This window comes from Janthinobacterium sp. GW821-FHT03A03 (assembly GCF_059421435.1).
Genome location: NZ_JBWKUZ010000008.1, coordinates 177,807 through 192,652, shown reverse-complemented (window position 1 = coordinate 192,652; position 14,846 = coordinate 177,807). Strand labels below are relative to the sequence as shown.

14 protein-coding genes are annotated in these 14,846 nt (G+C 67.2%); 3 read left to right on the top strand and 11 right to left on the bottom strand.

Annotated features, from left to right (window positions below; all coding sequences use genetic code 11):
- From AC07VI_RS17275 to gspG, 9 genes are read right to left on the bottom strand one after another with little or no spacing between them, the layout of a single operon-like run.
- The gene (locus tag AC07VI_RS17275; protein ID WP_086147373.1) at positions 1-492 is read right to left on the bottom strand and encodes a type II secretion system protein; all 492 of its coding nucleotides are present in this window, start codon (positions 490-492) and stop codon (positions 1-3) included.
- On the bottom strand, positions 489-2,519 hold the full coding sequence (locus AC07VI_RS17270) for a secretin GspD/PilQ domain-containing protein (RefSeq protein ID WP_086147374.1): 2,031 nt from the start codon (positions 2,517-2,519) through the stop codon (positions 489-491). The genes AC07VI_RS17275 and AC07VI_RS17270 overlap by 4 nt, the downstream gene beginning before the upstream one ends.
- Positions 2,519-3,037 carry a hypothetical protein gene (locus AC07VI_RS17265; protein WP_099374605.1) on the bottom strand — a complete coding sequence of 173 codons (519 nt, stop codon included), beginning with the start codon at positions 3,035-3,037 and terminating at the stop codon, positions 2,519-2,521. The genes AC07VI_RS17270 and AC07VI_RS17265 overlap by 1 nt, the downstream gene beginning before the upstream one ends.
- A complete protein-coding gene (locus AC07VI_RS17260; RefSeq protein WP_086147376.1) occupies positions 3,034-3,606 on the bottom strand; it encodes a hypothetical protein in 573 nt (190 codons plus the stop codon). The genes AC07VI_RS17265 and AC07VI_RS17260 overlap by 4 nt, the downstream gene beginning before the upstream one ends.
- A complete protein-coding gene (locus tag AC07VI_RS17255) occupies positions 3,603-4,151 on the bottom strand; it encodes a hypothetical protein (RefSeq protein WP_099374607.1) in 549 nt (182 codons plus the stop codon). Before AC07VI_RS17255 ends, AC07VI_RS17260 begins: the two co-directional genes overlap by 4 nt.
- Complete coding sequence (locus tag AC07VI_RS17250) at positions 4,148-4,978, bottom strand: hypothetical protein (protein ID WP_139842670.1); 831 nt, start codon at positions 4,976-4,978, stop codon at positions 4,148-4,150. The genes AC07VI_RS17255 and AC07VI_RS17250 overlap by 4 nt, the downstream gene beginning before the upstream one ends.
- Positions 4,971-6,668, bottom strand: coding sequence for a GspE/PulE family protein (locus AC07VI_RS17245; protein ID WP_226936447.1), 1,698 nt, complete (start codon positions 6,666-6,668; stop codon positions 4,971-4,973). The genes AC07VI_RS17250 and AC07VI_RS17245 overlap by 8 nt, the downstream gene beginning before the upstream one ends.
- Entirely contained in the window at positions 6,665-7,870 is a 1,206-nt protein-coding gene (locus AC07VI_RS17240) for a type II secretion system F family protein (RefSeq protein ID WP_086148412.1), read from the bottom strand. The genes AC07VI_RS17245 and AC07VI_RS17240 overlap by 4 nt, the downstream gene beginning before the upstream one ends.
- 36 nt (positions 7,871-7,906) lie before the next feature.
- Entirely contained in the window at positions 7,907-8,350 is a 444-nt protein-coding gene (gspG, locus tag AC07VI_RS17235) for a type II secretion system major pseudopilin GspG (protein WP_086148411.1), read from the bottom strand.
- A gap of 475 nt (positions 8,351-8,825) precedes the next feature.
- On the opposite strand from gspG, the gene AC07VI_RS17230 reads away from it, so the two are divergent.
- The 3 genes from AC07VI_RS17230 (at position 8,826) to AC07VI_RS17220 (ending at position 13,295) form a co-directional block, all read left to right on the top strand.
- Positions 8,826-9,584, top strand: coding sequence for an NF038120 family PEP-CTERM protein (locus AC07VI_RS17230; protein ID WP_086148410.1), 759 nt, complete (start codon positions 8,826-8,828; stop codon positions 9,582-9,584).
- A gap of 43 nt (positions 9,585-9,627) precedes the next feature.
- Positions 9,628-12,780 (top strand): S8 family peptidase, encoded by a 3,153-nt coding sequence (locus AC07VI_RS17225; RefSeq protein WP_086148409.1) that lies wholly within the window; start codon positions 9,628-9,630, stop codon positions 12,778-12,780.
- 116 nt (positions 12,781-12,896) lie between these two features.
- Positions 12,897-13,295, top strand: coding sequence for a protease inhibitor I9 family protein (locus AC07VI_RS17220; protein WP_099419979.1), 399 nt, complete (start codon positions 12,897-12,899; stop codon positions 13,293-13,295).
- Here the strand turns inward: AC07VI_RS17220 and AC07VI_RS17215 are convergent.
- Together AC07VI_RS17215 and AC07VI_RS17210 are read right to left on the bottom strand one after the other, a co-directional pair.
- Positions 13,292-13,963: a LuxR C-terminal-related transcriptional regulator gene (locus AC07VI_RS17215; protein ID WP_492992972.1), complete on the bottom strand. Its 672-nt coding sequence runs from the start codon at positions 13,961-13,963 to the stop codon at positions 13,292-13,294. The genes AC07VI_RS17220 and AC07VI_RS17215 overlap by 4 nt on opposite strands.
- Positions 13,960-14,670 (bottom strand): winged helix-turn-helix domain-containing protein, encoded by a 711-nt coding sequence (locus tag AC07VI_RS17210; protein ID WP_492992970.1) that lies wholly within the window; start codon positions 14,668-14,670, stop codon positions 13,960-13,962. Before AC07VI_RS17210 ends, AC07VI_RS17215 begins: the two co-directional genes overlap by 4 nt.
- Positions 14,671-14,846 lie beyond the last annotated feature (176 nt).

Below are 14,846 nucleotides of genomic sequence, written 5' to 3'. Positions count from 1 at the left end.
TCACCATAGACGGTAAGGCACGTTGTTCAAACCGGTCTTGCCGGACGTGGAATACACATCGTAGACATCGTCGCCCTCGCGCGGCGCGGCCGCTTCGCTGGCGTAGCTGCGCTTGCCCCAGGTTTGCGCGTCGCTCAGGGCAGCATCCGCGTTGAACGGGTCGCGCGGCACGCGGCGCAAAAAGAACATCTTGCCGCGCTTCGGGCTGCGCTGGTCCGGCACGCCCTCGACCAGCACTTCCAGGCTTTTCGGGTAGCCGCTGGCGTCGGTCGCGCGCACGATGCGCCCTTCGTCGCCGGCCCGCTTATACGCGTCGAGCCCCTGGCGGATCTCGCGCAGCGCGCGCCGCAGCTCCTGCTCCTGGCGCCGCTGCACCGTCACCTGCGTGACGGGGATCACCAGGGTAGCCAGCACGCCCAGGATGGCCAGGGTCACCAGCAGTTCGATCAGGGTGAAGCCGCCGGATCGCCTTGGTGCATGCGCCGGTCTCATTTGGCGGGCGGCGGCGCCACCGGCACCGGCTGGCTCGACGACAGGGGCAAGGGCGCCGCCTGCAGCGGCACGGGCTGGCCGGACGACATCGGCAAGGGCGACGCGGCCGGCTCGGGCGACGGCGTCACTTCCGGCGCGGGCACGCTCTGCGGCAAGGTCGGCGGCAGCGCGCCGGGCGTCATCATCGGCTGCGCCGGCGCCGGCTGCATGCCGACGGCCGACGGGCCGGAACGCACGATCACCGTGCCCGGCATCTGCGTGGGCGCCTTGACGGCCATGTCGGGACGGCGGCGGAAGCTGCCCTCGGTGCCGGCCGAAAATTCCGACTCCTTCGCTTCCGGGCGCTGCACCGTGCGCACCAGGTGCGGCGTGATCGACAGCACGATTTCCGTCTTCTGGCTGTCGTCCTTGCTGCTGCCGAACAAACGTCCCAGCACGGGAATGTCGCCCAGGCCCGGCACCTTGTTGCCCGAACTGCGCTCTTCATTGTTGATCAGGCCCGCCAGCACCTGGTTTTCACCATCCTTCAGCTGCAGCATGGTCGACGCCTGGCGCGTGCCGATCTGGTACAGCGTCGAGCCGCTCCGGGTGGTGGTGGCAGCCCCCAGGTTGCTCACTTCCAGCGAAATGCGGATGCCCACTTCATTGTTCAAATAGATGGTCGGCTCCGCGTTCACCGTCAGGCCCACGTCCAGGTAGCTGATCGATTCGGAAGCGAAGCCGCCCGTGCCCGGTGAAATCGTGGTGGTCACCACGGGTACCCTGTCGCCGATGACGAATTTCGCCTTTTCGCGGTTGCGCACGCGGATGCGCGGGTTGGCCAGGATATTCGCGTCGCCATCCGTCTTCTTGGCATTCGCCGTCACGGACAGGTCGCTCACGCCGATGCTGCGCTGGTTCAGGTTATTCAGGTCATTGATGGTCAGCCCGGCGCCGCCCGAGGTGCTCAAAGGCGTCAGGGTCAGGCTCGATGGCCAGGCCACGCCCAGCTCCAGCAGGCGGCTGCGCTTGACCTCGAGGATTTCCAGCTCCAGCACCACTTCCGCTTCCGGCACGTCCTGCAGCGCGATCAGGCGCTCGGCCAGGCGGATCGCCTCGGGCGTGTCGCGCACGATGACGAGGTTGAGCTTTTCATCGGCCACCACGTCGCGCGTCTTCAGAATGGTCTTGAGCGTATTGGCCACCTGCTTGGCGTCCGCGTTCGCCAGGAAGAAGGTTTTCACCAGCACTTCCTGGTACTCCTTCAATTTCGCCGCCACATTGGGATAGATCAAGATCGTGTTCGCATCCATCACCTGCTGTTCCAGCTGGTTCGTCACCAGCAGGAAGTAGACGGCCGATTCCACCGTGCTGTTTTTCAGGAAGATCGACGTTTTTGCGTCCGCCTTGACGTCCTTGTCGAAGACGAAATTGAGTCCAGAGCGGCGCGCGATCAGCTCAAACACCTGTTTTAAAGGCGCGTCGCGGAACTCGATCGTGATCGGCTGCTTGTATGATTTGGCCAGTCCCGATTCGACGATGGGCGGCGCCGTCTTTTCATCGACCTCGCGCAGCAGCGCGCGCGCGCCGGCGTGATTCGGCTGCTCGGTGAGGATGGCGTTCAGGCGCTGGCGCGCCGGGTCGTATTGTTTTGCATCAAACGCCGTGCGCGCTTCGGCCAGCAATTTCCCCTGGCGCTGCTCGCGTTCGAGCGCGCGCAAGCCGCTGTTGGCGCGCTCGTTTTGCGCATCGATCTCGAGCACGCCGAGAAAGGAAGCGCGCGCCAGCTCGCCCTGCCCCGCCTGCGCCTGGCGCTCGGCCTGCTGCAGGCCGGTGCTGGTGGCCCGTTCGCGCGCCTGCAGATAGGCGCTGCGGTACTGCGCATTGCCGGGATCCTGCTGCAGCGCTTCCTGCAATTTCTGCAGGCCGGCCGGCACCTGGTTTTGCGCGATCAGCTCGCGCCCGTCGCGGTAGGCCTGCTGCCCTGCGCAGCCGGACAGCAGTGCCAGCAATACCGGCAGCAGCGCCGATGAAAAGGAACGAGGCATCACTCGGAAACTCCAATGTTGAGCTGCTGAACCTGGTTCAACGGCAGGTAGGTGAGCGTCATGACGGGCGGCGCGATCGTCGCGACCTTGTAGGCGCCATCGATGACGGTATTGGCGCGCACGATATACGTCTTGTCGGCGCGCGACAAAAACACTTCCCAGGCACCGTCGGCGGCCGCCTTGCCCAGGTAGACGAAAGGCAGCGGCGGCGCCATCGGCGGGGGCGGGGGCGGGGCGGCCTGCGCCACCGTTTTCGGCGGCGGCGGGGTCCAGCTCTGGCTGTGGAAGACGCCATCGGCGCCGCCAAAGGTGTCGCCATCCTCGCCCGCCACTTCGCTGCGCGGCAGCAGGGCCAGGATGGCCGGCTGCGCGGTCGGCGGCCTGGCGGCATGGCGCGCGGGCGCGACGGCCCGCTCCACCGCTTCGGCCACCTCGGCCACGGGCTGGCGCTCGCCGAACAGCAGCAAGGCGCCCGCGCCCAGCACGCCGGCCAGCAACAGATAATGGCGCGGCGTCATGGCGCGCCTCCGGCATCCGTCGGCGCGTCGGTCAGATAAAAAGTCAGGCGCAGGCGCGCTTCGAGCTGCGTGTCGGCAATCTGTTCGCGGCGAAAACTCAGTTCGTCGAGCGAGGCGAAGGGCATGGCGCGCAGCGCCTGCAGCGCAAACTGCCATACGGCCGCATAACTGCCCTTCAGCGGCAAGGTCACCTGCCAGGTGGCGACCCTGCCGGCCTTGTCGTAGCCGCTTTTATATTCGCCCTGCGCCAGCACCAGGCCGTGCTTCGCCGCCAGGTCGAACAGCTGCTTGACCTGCTGCTCCGCGTGGCGCTGCTGTCCCAGGGTGGCGTAAAAACGGGCCAGGTTGTCGCTGGCCGTCGCCGGCGGCGCCAAGGCCGCCACGGCCAGCGACGGCTGCGGCAAGGTGCGTGCTTCCAGCTGCGCCGCCACGGCGCGCTGCTGCCAGGCCCAGGCACACGCAGCCACGCCCAGCAACAGCAAGACCGCCGCCAGGCAGGCCGGCACGCCCAGGCGGCGCAACAGCAGTTGCGCGCGCAGGCGCAGCGCGTTCAGGTCGAGGGCCATCATGGCGCGCCCCAGCGCGCTTCGAGCTGGAAGCGCAGGGGATGGTTCGGGTCGAGCGCATTGATTTCATGGCGCAGCAGCTGCACGCGGGAGCCAAACAGCTCCTGCTGCTTCAATTGCGCGATGTAGGCCACCATGGCGTCGCTGCCCGTCGTTTCGGCCGTAATCTTCAGCACGCGCTTGCGCGCGTCCGGCTCCAGCGCCAGCAGCGCGATGGCGGGCGGCGTGGCGCTGGCCAGCGCGTCCTGCAGATCACGCCACGGCAGGTTCAATTGCAGGATGGCCGCATTCACGGCCGCCGCCTGCGCGGGCGCGATCGGCACTTGCGGCGCAGGCGCCGGCCCTTGCGCGGCTTGCGCGACGCGCTGCTGCGCGCGCCGCCACTGCGCCTCGCTTGCCTGCTGGCGCTGCAGCGCGGCGCTGCCGGCCCACGCTGCCGTGGCGATCAAGGCCACGCCCAGCGCGCCCGTGAACCAGGCCCACGCTGGCACGCGGTACAGGCCGCGGCGCCAATTTGGTGGTGCGAAATCGATATCGAGACGCGTCATGCCAGGCCTCCGCTGCGCGCCAGCCGCGCGGCCGGCGACAAGGCGGTTTCCCCGTCCGGCGTGGAAAGCATCTGGCAGTGGAACGCTTTCGCCGGCATCAGCCATGCGGGCGGCGGCGCGCCGCACAGCTGCAGCAGCGCCGGTGCGGGCACGCCCCGCAGCAGCGCCTCGCGCGCCAGCGTCTGCGCCAGCCAGTCGCTGCCTGCATCCTGCGGCACGGGCAGCGCGCGCACGGCAAGCAGGCGGCCAGCGTGCCGCACGCCCAGGGTCAAGACGTTCTCCTGCAGCTGGCCGAACCAGGCGCCCGGTTTCAAGGCGCCGTGCCAGCGGTTCCAGTGGCGCGCGAATTGCGGCGTAATAAAGATCAGGGCCAGCTTGCGGGCGTCGGTCGCGCGGGTCAGCTGCGCCAGCAGCGCGCGCGGCACGGCGCAGCAGAATGGCGCGTCCGCACTCCAGGCGATGCTGCTGTGCCACAGTCCCGGCGCATCGCCATACAGCGACTGGAAGCGCAGCGCGGCGGCGGCCTCGATATCGGCCAGGCGCGTGGCGCCTTGCGGCAGATCCACCTGCCACAGGCGCGCCAGAGCATCGTCGAGCACCACGGACAGAGGCCAGCCCGCGTACTCGCCGGCCGGCAGCAAGCGGTCCAGCAACTGCGCCAGCGCCCGGCCCAGGGCGGCAAAATCGCCGTGCAGATCGAGGTCTTGCGCATACGCCGCCTCGCCCAGCGGCGTCCAGGCGGGCGCGCGCCAGCGGCTGCTGCGCCACAGGCTCACCTTGCCCGCCGCCACGCCCAGGCGCAGCCCTATTCCGTAACCTCTACGCATGCAGGGTGACCCTCTTGATTTCCGCGATGGTGGTGGCGCCCCGCTTGACCAGCTCCAGCGCCGCCAGGCGCAGGCTGCGCGTGCCGTTCGCATACGCGGCCGCCTTGATCTGGCGGATCGGTTTTTTATCGACGATGAGTTCGCGGATTTCATCGGTCAGCACGAGTATCTCGGCGATCGAGCGGCGTCCCTTGTAGCCCGTGCCGCGGCAGTCGCCGCAGCCCTTGCCCTGTTTGAATTGATATGCATCAACATCGGCGCGCGCCAGGCCCACGCTGGCCAGCTCTGCGTCGTCCGGCGTGTACTCCACCGCGCAATGGGGGCAGTTGGTGCGGATCAAGCGCTGGGCCCAGATGCCGTTCAGGGCCGAAACAAACGCATACGGGTCGATGCCCATGTGGGTAAAACGACCGAAGACGTCGAAGACATTGTTCGCGTGCACGGTCGTGAGCACCAGATGACCCGTCAGGGCCGACTGCACGGCGATTTCCGCCGTTTCGCGGTCGCGGATCTCGCCCACCATGATTTTATCGGGGTCGTGGCGCAAAATCGAACGCAAGCCCTTGGCGAAGGTCAGACCCTTCTTTTCATTGACGGGTATCTGCAGGATGCCGGGCAGCTGGTATTCGACGGGGTCTTCGATGGTGATGATCTTTTCGCGCCCGTTGTGGATTTCCGTCAGCGCCGCGTACAGGGTGGTCGTCTTGCCCGAGCCCGTGGGGCCGGTGACGAGCAGCATGCCGTAGGCTTCCTGCGCCAGCGCGCGCAGGGCTTCGAGCGACGGCGCGTCAAAGCCCAGCGCTTCCAGGGTCAGGGCGCCGTAGGCCTCGATCATGGCGCGCTTGTCGAGGATGCGGATGACGGCGTCCTCGCCATGGATGCTGGGCATGATGGAGACGCGCAAGTCGATTTCGCGCCCGCCCGACTCGACGCGGAAGCTGCCGTCCTGCGGCACGCGGCGCTCGGCGATATCGAGTTCGGCCAGCACTTTCAGGCGCGAGATGATGTGCTCGGCCACCTCGATGCCGTTGACGGCGGTGGCGTGATCGAGCACGCCGTCGACGCGGTACTTGACGGCCAGGCCGCCGGCCGTGCTTTCCAGGTGGATGTCGGAAGCGCCGGCCTTGAGCGCGTCATACAAGGTCGAGTTGACCAGCTTGACGGCCGGACTGGCCGCTTCCGAGACGCTGGCGAACGACAGCACGGCCGCCGTCTTGCCGTCGCGCCGCGCATCGTTCGCCGCGCCGGGCAGCAGGCTGTCGACGGCGCGCGCCGATTCCTCCTGCTTCGACAGGTAGGCGGCAATGTCGGCCTGCAGCGCCAGGCGGATGCTCACGCCCCCCTGCCCTGCGCGCGCATTCAGCCAGGTTTGCAGGTCCAGGTCGAAGGGGTCGGCGATCACGCCCACCAGCCGGCCATCGGCGCCGCGCAGCAGCACGCTGTGGCGCGCCAGCGCCTGCGACAGGGGCAGCACTTCGAAAGCGGGAGCATAGGCCAGCATGTCGGCCGTTTCCAGCACGTCCAGGCCGAACGGGCGCGCCAGCTCGCGCACCACGGCGCGCGCGTCGACGCCGCTCAGGTGCTGCAATTCCTCGACCAGGCTGCGCTTCGATTGGCGGCACAGGGCGCGCGCCTGCTGCAGCAGCGCGGGGTCGATGGCCATCACGGATTCGGTAGCGGTGGGCATCATGAAATATCGCCGGCAAGGTCAAAGATGGGCATGTACAGCAAAATCACGATGGCGCCCACGACCAGGCCGATGGCGGCCATCAGCAAGGGTTCGAAGGTGCGCGTGAAACGGTCGATCCAGCGGCTGATTTCGCCGTCGTAGAAGGCCGCCGACTGCGTCAGCATGGGGCCCATGTCGCCCGTGCGCTCGCCCACGCGCAGCATGCGCAGCGAAATCGGCGTCGTCAGTTGATGCTGCTCAAAGGCCGACGACAGCGGCTGGCCCGCCTCGATGGCCGCGCGCGCCTGCTGCAAGGATGCCTGCATGCGCGGCGAAACCATCGCCTGCACGGTGGCAATCGCCTGCACGATGGTGATGCCGCCCTCGGACAGCATGCCCAGGGTCAGGTAAAGGCGCGACAGTTCATAGATGCGCACGCGCTCGCCGATGCCGGGCAGCCTGGCCAGCAGGCGCGCCACGCCGCCGTTGCGCAGCGCGCGCCGCGCGGCCGTGACGACGATGCTGCCGATGAACGCCAGTGCCAGCAACAGCAACAGGCCGTGCTGCGTGACGAACTGGCCCCAGCTGAGCATCACTTGCGACATCCACGGCAGGTTGCGCCCGGCGCCCTGGTAGACCTCGGCGAAACGCGGCACCACATAGCTGATCAGGAAGGCGCTGACGCCGCCGCCCACGGCCAGCAGGATGGCCGGATAAATGGCGGCGCTGACGATTTTCGCGCGCACCGTGTCGATGCGCTGCTGGTAGTCGATGTAGCGCGACAGCGCGCGCGGCAGGTCGCTCGTGCCTTCGGCCGCCCTGACGATGCCGATATACAAGGGGGGAAACAGCTCCGGTTGCTCGCCCAGCACGGCGGAAAAACGCTTGCCTTCGCGCAAGCCTTCCAGCAGGCGCGTGAGCACGCTGCGCGTGGCCGGCGACGCTTCCTTTTCCAGCAAGGCTTCCAGCGCCTCGACGATGCCCAGGCCCGCATTGAGCAGCGCCAGCAATTCCTGGCTGAACAGCAGCAGCGGCAAGGCCCGCGCGCGCTGGCGCCCGGCGGCGCTGAACGGCGTGGCCCGCACGGGGCGGATGGCGCTGACGAACAGGCCGCGCGCCTCGGCCTGGCGGCGCGCGTCTGCTTCGTCGCGGCCATCGATCACGCACGTCGACAGGGTTGCTACCGCCCCGTCCGTGGAGAGCGCGCGCACTTCAAACTGCATGTTGGCGTATCCGTCTGGTAAAAGGTGGCGCTGGCGCTATTGCGAGCTGATGTCGGCATTCTCGCCGCTGCCGCCGGGCTGGCCGTCCTTGCCCATCGAGACGATGTCATACTCGCCCTTGCTGCCGGGCGCGCGGTACTGGTAGGCATGGCCCCACGGGTCGAGCGGCACGCTTTTCTTCAGGTAGGGACCGTTCCAGCGCGTGCCGGCGGCCGGCGGCGCGGCCAGCAGCGCGGCCAGGCCTTCTTCCGTGGTGGGATAGCGGCCCACGTCGAGGCGGTAGGTGTCGAGCGACTTTTCGAACGCCTCGATCTGCGCCTTGGCCACCGTCACTTCCGATTTGCCCAGTTGGGCGAAATATTTGGGTCCGACATAGGCCGCCAGCAAGCCGATGATCACGATAACAACCAGCAATTCGAGCAAGGTAAAGCCACGCGCACGGCGCGCCGCTGTCAAGTTCTGCCTGTGTGCTGCATGCATCCGGTAACTCCTTATTGCCTACCTTCAATACATTGCGTCGCTGCGCGCAACTGATGGCCACGCACGGGCGACACGCGCTTGCCTGATGCTTATCAGCCTACCATGCCGGTTATGGTTAATACAATCTTTTCTTTGCACTGTGAACAACAAATTCCTGCGGAAACCTTCCAGTGTGCGCGAAACAGCCATGGCGCCGCGCGCGCTTGACAGGCTGGTCAATTACTCAACTATTTTCAATGCGGAAACCATCTACTCCTGGTTACCAATTCATAGTAAATGATGAATTTTATTCATTCATTATTTGTAACTTTCAAATTAAATTTGCAAGAATATCAAACAATGAAATTGCCTCTTTTGCTATAGTAAAAATCAATTTTCTACGCATTGGTCCGCATTAATCCTATCCGGCCGCGCAGGAGAGAGCCTCCAAGACGCAAACCATATTGCATCCGACATAATCATCAAGGGAAAACTCATGACTCGTATTGTGCATACGCAGATAGCTGCCGCAGCAAGTCCTTTCTCGGCCAAGCAGTGGACTGGCGCCGCCATCCTGGCCCTGTCCGCCGCCTGGGCGCCCGCCGCCGTCGCGGACGTGATCAACTTCGATAATCTCGACAGCCAGTTCGTCGGCCACGGCGGCTCCCTGGAATTCTACAATTTCCTGCTGACGGGCGCCTCGAATGTGCCGGGCGCCAGTTATGGCGACCTGGTCGGCGCCGTCTTCGACGGCACGGACCCGGCCGCCTGCGGCATGGCGTGCCCGACCAATAATACGAGCAATTACTATGCGTCGCTCAACGACGGCGTCGTCTATCTCAACCCAGCGCACTACGGCGGCAGCGTCAGCCTGAAAGGCTTCGATGCCAGCTTCATCGGCTATGCCCAGGGCGTCAGCTATCCGGCCGTGGCCGGCCTGCTGCGCGTCCAGGGTTTCCATGCGGACGGCTCTTCCCTGTATGAAACGTACCAGCTGGGCGGACCCGTCGGCGGCAACTTTCAGTTCCAGCACTACAACACCAGCGCCAATTTCGGCAGCCAGCAATTCGCCTCGCTGGCCTTCTTCGGTTTCACTTGCAACACGGCCGGCAGTTGCAGTGCCTTCAGCAGCAACAAGGGCCAGTTTGCGCTCGACAATATCGTCGCTACGGTACCGGAGCCATCGACCTACGCGATGATGCTGCTGGGCCTGGCAGGCATCGGTTTCGCGGCGCGCCGCCGCCAGCAAGCCTGATCTCCCCTTTTCGATTCCCGCTACCGTCACCAGGAAACCCGACATGACATTCCGTCCCGCCTTGCGTCCCATTTCGCTCGCCGTGCTGAGCCTGTTTGCCAGCCTCAGCTTCCAGGCCCACGCCGACGACCTGCGCCGTCCCTACATCGTGCAACTGACCGACAAACCGATCGCTTCCTACGCCGGCTCGGTGGAAGGTCTGGGCGCCACCCAGCCTGCCGCCGGCGGCCGCCTCGACCTGGCCAGCGCGCAAGTGCAGCTGTACGGCGACTACCTCGAACAGAAACAGGCCCGCGTGCAGGCGCTCGTCGCCGCCGCGCCCGTGCAATACCAGTACAAGATCGTCCTCAACGGTTTCTCCGCCCTGCTGACGGACGCCGAGGTGCGCCAGCTGCAGGCCAGCGGCGAAGTGGCCAGCATCGCCCCCGACGAGCCGCGCGCCCTGCTGACGAACTACACGCCCACCTTCCTGGGACTGGACCAGCCGGGCGGCCTGTGGAGCCAGCTGGGCGGCAAGCAGCATGCGGGAGAAGACATCATCATCGGCATCGTCGACGGCGGCGTGTGGCCGGAAAACCTGTCGTATGCGGACAAGGTCGACGCCAACGGCGCCCCGACCTTCGACCCGAACGCCACGCTGGCCTACGGCGCCGCGCCGGCCGCCTGGAAAGGCAGCTGCCAGACGGGCGAAGGCTTTACGCAAGACCATTGCAATAACAAGCTGCTCGGCGCGCAGTATTTCAACGCCGTGCGCCTGACCGAGACGGACAAGATCCAGCACTGGAGCGAATACACCTCGCCGCGCGATTCGATCGGCGACCCGAATGGCGAAGGCGGCCACGGCACGCATACCTCGTCCACCGCGGGCGGCAATGCGGGCGTGCCCGTCACCGTCAGCGGCTCGCCGCTGGGCGCCATTTCCGGCGTGGCGCCGCGCGCCCGCCTGTCCGTCTACAAAGTGTGCTGGTCGTACAACCTGGCCACCCAGCCGACGGGCGCCAAGAACGGCTGCTACGGCGGCGACAGCGTGGCGGCGATCGAAAAAGCCGTGCGCGACGGCGTGCATGTGATCAATTACTCGATCAGCGGCGGCGGCAGCGTCAACGACCCGGTCGAGCAAGCGTTCCTGCACGCGTCGAACGCCGGCGTCTTCGTTGCCGCGTCCGCCGGCAATGCGGGCCCGGCCAACACCGTGGCCCACGTCAGCCCATGGATCACCACCGTGGCCGCCTCGACGCACAACCGCGCCAACCAGGCCAAACTGACTCTTAGCAACGGCGCCAGCTACACGGGCGCCTCGCTCAACTACAACCCGCTGCCGGCCACCACCCTGATCCGCGCCCAGGATGCGGGCCTGCCCGGCGCCGATGCGCAAAAACTGGCGCTGTGCTACCGCGCCGGCGACAACGGCGGCGTGGCCCTGCTGGACCCTGCCAAGGTGGCCGGCAAGGTCGTCAGCTGCCTGCGCGGCACCACGGCGCGCACCGACAAGGGCGTCGCCGTGCTCGAAGCGGGCGGCGCCGGCATGGTGCTGGTCGACACGGGCATCGGTCTGGTGTCCGACCCGCACGTGCTGCCGGCCGTGCACGTGAGCGCCGCCGATGGCGCGCTGATCAATGCCCAGGCGCAAACGGGCACGGCCACGGCCGCCATCTCGCGTTTCGTCACCAACGGCAACGGCCCCGCCGCCCCCGTGGTGGCCGACTTCTCGTCACGCGGCCCGAACCTGTACGACGCCAACCTGCTCAAGCCGGACGTCACGGCCCCTGGCGTGGACATCCTGGCCGGCGGCACGCCTGCCCTGTCGCGCGCCCAGCGCGACGCCGTGCAGGATGGCAGCCTGGTGCCGCCGCAAGCCTACATCTTCCTGCAAGGCACCTCGATGGCCAGCCCGCACGTGGCCGGCCTGGCCGCCCTGCTGCGCCAACAGCATCCGGACTGGAGCCCGGCCGCCATCAAATCGGCCCTGATGACGACCGGCAGCACCACCCTGCCCGACGTTCAGGCGGGCGACGCGCGCGGCATCCTGCCTTGGGGCCAGGGCGCCGGCCACGTGACGCCGAACAAGGCCGCCGATCCCGGCCTCGTGTATGACGCCAGCCTGGCCGACTACAAAAAATACATGTGCGGCGTCGGCATGACGGCCGAATGCGCGGGCGGCACCCTGGCCGGCTACAACCTGAACATGCCGTCGATCACCATCGGCAACGTGCTGGGCACGCAAACGGTGACGCGCCGCGTCACCAACGTGGGCAGCAGCAGCGCCACCTACACGGCCAGCGCCTCGGTCAGCGGCTACAGCGTGGCGGTTTCGCCTGCCACCCTGGCGCTCGCGCCCGGCGAAACCAAGTCCTTCACCGTGACGCTGACGCGCACCACGGCGCCGGACAACGCCTGGCAGTATGGCGCCCTCGTGTGGAGCGACGGCGTGCACACGGTGCGCAGCCCCGTCACGGCCCGCTCGGGCCGCGCGGTGCAGTCGCCGGCATTGCTGCAGGCCGACAAGGTCAGCGGCCTGCGTTCGCTGACGCTGTCCACCGGCTTTGCCGGCAAGGTGGGCGCGGCAACGGGCGGCCTGAAGGAAGTGGCGCGCAGCGAGCAAACCATCAGCCAGGCCGCGCCGGGCAGCGTCGACACGCTGGAGCAAATGGCTGCCGCGTGCAAAGCGGGCGGCAGCGGCGTGCGCGCGGTCAATGTCAGCATTCCCGCCAGCACGGTCGTGGCGCGCTTCGAAATTTTCGACCGCGACACCACGGAGGGCGCCGGCAATGACCTCGACCTGCTGCTGCTCAACAGTACCGGCGCAACCGTCGCCACCTCGGCCACGGCCGGTTCGAACGAGTCTATTACCTTGACCACCCCGGCGGCAGGCAGCTACAAGGTGTGCGTGATTGGCTACGAAGTGGCAAATGGCGTGTCGACGGGCTTCGGCCTGTCGTCGGCCGTCGTCACGACAGCCGACAAGGGCGGCAACCTGAAAGCCACCCTGCCCAGCAAGGTGTACGTGGGCGGCAGCGCCACGGCCGGCGTCAGCTGGTCGGGGCTGGAAACGGGCAAGCGCTACCTGGGCGGCGTGGTCTTTCTTGATGGCAACAACGCGGCAGCGTCCACCACCGTGCTGTCGGTGGAGACCAACAACCCGCTGCCGCTGGCCGTCCCCAGCCAGCGCAACGTGAGAGCGGACGCCAAGCTGTAAGGCTATCGTTCCAAGCGGTCATACGGCGCGCCCTGCGGGGCGCGTTTTTTATGCGCGACGCGCGTACAATCGGCGCATGAAAGGCCGGTCGTCCGCCACGCGCCAAGGGAGCTTGCATGTCCGTATTTCGCCTCAGCATGACCATCATCGCCGGCATCCATGCGCTGCCTGTCGCGGCGCAGGCCGCCGCGACGCGCCTACCCTATCTGGTGCAATTGCGCGCCCCGCCGCTGGCCTCGCTGGCGGACGGCGTGCATGGGCTCGATACCAACAGCGACGCCGCGCGGCGCTACGCGGCCCGGCTGGAAGCGCAGCAAGGCGCCGTGCTGGCGCTGGTGCCCGATGCCCCCGTGCAATACCGCTATACGGCGGCCTTCAACGGCTTTGCCGCCATGCTGACGGCGGACGAAGTGGCGCGCCTGCAAGCGAGCCCGGACGTGGCGCTGGTGTCGCCCGGCACCGTCGAACACACGCAAGAGGGGGGCGGCAACGCCAGGGTGCAGGACCAGCGCTAATGGCTGAGCAGGCGCAGCGCGATGCCGCGCGATACGGCCTGCGTGCGGTTGCTCACGCCAAGTAATTTGTAGATGCGCTGCAAATGGCTTTTCACGGTGGCGCCGCTGATGCCGAGGATTTGCCCCACCTCGTCATTGCTCTTGCCCTCGCGCACCCAATGCAGCACTTCCCGTTCGCGCGCACTGGCCGCGCGCGTGGCGGCGGGGCCGGCCAGGGGCGCACGCTGGCTGCCTGGCAGCGCCAGCCAGTGCACATGCAGATACGGCAGCAGCAGTTCCAGCGCATACGCCTGGCGCGCCGCATCCATGGCCCCCATGGCGAACAGGGCAAAAAAACTGCCGCCCGCCTTGCCTGCGCTGCCGTGCACCAGCACGCCATCGATGACGCCCGCCCTCTGGCCGCCCGCGCGCCAAGCCAGCGCCAGGCGCGCCAGCCGGTCCTGGCGCTCGCGCAGCCGCGCCTGATCGGGCGCGATGCTGTGCCAGCCTTCGCTGCGCAGCACGGCCCCGTCGGCGTCCAGCTGCGCGCAGATTAATATGTCGTGCGGCAACAGCGTTTGCAGCGGCCCCTGGCTCCACAGGAAAAAATCGCTGGGCGCGGCGATGCCGTGCGCCCCCAGAATCGCATGCAGCAGGTATTCCTGTTCCCGCCCCGTCAGCAGCATCATGCGCAGACGGCCCCGTCATACGCCAGGTAGCGGTAGCCGCTGCCGCGCACGGTTTCGATGCGATGGCCACAACCGCCCGGCAGCAAAGCCTGCCGCAGCCGTCCCACGTGGGCGTCGACCGTGCGCTCGTCGAGGTAGGCGGCATGACCCCACACCTGGTCCAGCAGCTGCGCGCGGCTGTGCACCCGGCCCGGATGATCCATGAGGAAATGCAGCAGCTTGAATTCCACGCGGCCCAGGCTGACGGGCACGCTGCCCGCCGTCACGCGCTGCGTGTGCGGGTCGAGACGCAGCGCCGCCGGGCCGGCGCCCGCGCCGCCGCGCACGGCCGATGGCGCGCGCCGGCGCAGCAGCGCGTGCACGCGGGCCAGCATCTCGCGGGGACCGAAGGGCTTGCACAGGTAATCGTCGGCGCCGCTTTCCAGCGCCAGCACCTTGTCCTGTTCGCTGTCGCGCGCGCTGACCATGATAATGGGCAAGTCGCACAGCTGGCCATCCTGGCGCACCTGGCGCAGCAGCGCGATGCCGGAAGCGTCCGGCAACTCCCACTCGAGCAGCAGCACGTCGGGCGGGTCGGCCGCCAGCAGCGCCTGCGTCCCGCGCGCATCGACGGCGCAGCTGACGCGGTAGCCGGCGCCGGCCAGGTTATGCGCCAGCAGCGCCTGCATGGCGGGCGCAGGGTCCAGCACCAGGATATGGCCAGGCATCGATGCATCCTCCGAAAAAGTTGGCGATGGTCCGTCAAAAACTAGACGGCTCGACAAGTTTTTCACTATGCATCAAGCGCAAAACGGTGACTAATACAATTTAGTTTCCTGATTTATAGCTATTTCAAATAAATACACGAAACACAGCGGCCCGCAGGCGCGCTGTGTTCTGTTTG

Excerpts from the sequence above, each read along its gene's own strand:
- AC07VI_RS17245 (WP_226936447.1), bottom strand. The coding sequence starts at position 6,668 with ATGATGCCCACCGCTACCGAATCCGTGATGGCCATCGACCCCGCGCTG.
- AC07VI_RS17215 (WP_492992972.1), bottom strand. The coding sequence starts at position 13,963 with ATGATGCTGCTGACGGGGCGGGAACAGGAATACCTGCTGCATGCGATT.
- AC07VI_RS17220 (WP_099419979.1), top strand. The coding sequence starts at position 12,897 with ATGTCCGTATTTCGCCTCAGCATGACCATCATCGCCGGCATCCATGCG.
- AC07VI_RS17210 (WP_492992970.1), bottom strand. The coding sequence starts at position 14,670 with ATGCCTGGCCATATCCTGGTGCTGGACCCTGCGCCCGCCATGCAGGCG.
- AC07VI_RS17260 (WP_086147376.1), bottom strand. The coding sequence starts at position 3,606 with ATGATGGCCCTCGACCTGAACGCGCTGCGCCTGCGCGCGCAACTGCTG.
- AC07VI_RS17265 (WP_099374605.1), bottom strand. The coding sequence starts at position 3,037 with ATGACGCCGCGCCATTATCTGTTGCTGGCCGGCGTGCTGGGCGCGGGC.
- AC07VI_RS17230 (WP_086148410.1), top strand. The coding sequence starts at position 8,826 with ATGACTCGTATTGTGCATACGCAGATAGCTGCCGCAGCAAGTCCTTTC.
- AC07VI_RS17275 (WP_086147373.1), bottom strand. The coding sequence starts at position 492 with ATGAGACCGGCGCATGCACCAAGGCGATCCGGCGGCTTCACCCTGATC.
- AC07VI_RS17240 (WP_086148412.1), bottom strand. The coding sequence starts at position 7,870 with ATGCAGTTTGAAGTGCGCGCGCTCTCCACGGACGGGGCGGTAGCAACC.
- AC07VI_RS17225 (WP_086148409.1), top strand. The coding sequence starts at position 9,628 with ATGACATTCCGTCCCGCCTTGCGTCCCATTTCGCTCGCCGTGCTGAGC.
- AC07VI_RS17250 (WP_139842670.1), bottom strand. The coding sequence starts at position 4,978 with ATGCGTAGAGGTTACGGAATAGGGCTGCGCCTGGGCGTGGCGGCGGGC.
- AC07VI_RS17255 (WP_099374607.1), bottom strand. The coding sequence starts at position 4,151 with ATGACGCGTCTCGATATCGATTTCGCACCACCAAATTGGCGCCGCGGC.
- gspG (WP_086148411.1), bottom strand. The coding sequence starts at position 8,350 with ATGCATGCAGCACACAGGCAGAACTTGACAGCGGCGCGCCGTGCGCGT.
- AC07VI_RS17270 (WP_086147374.1), bottom strand. The coding sequence starts at position 2,519 with ATGCCTCGTTCCTTTTCATCGGCGCTGCTGCCGGTATTGCTGGCACTG.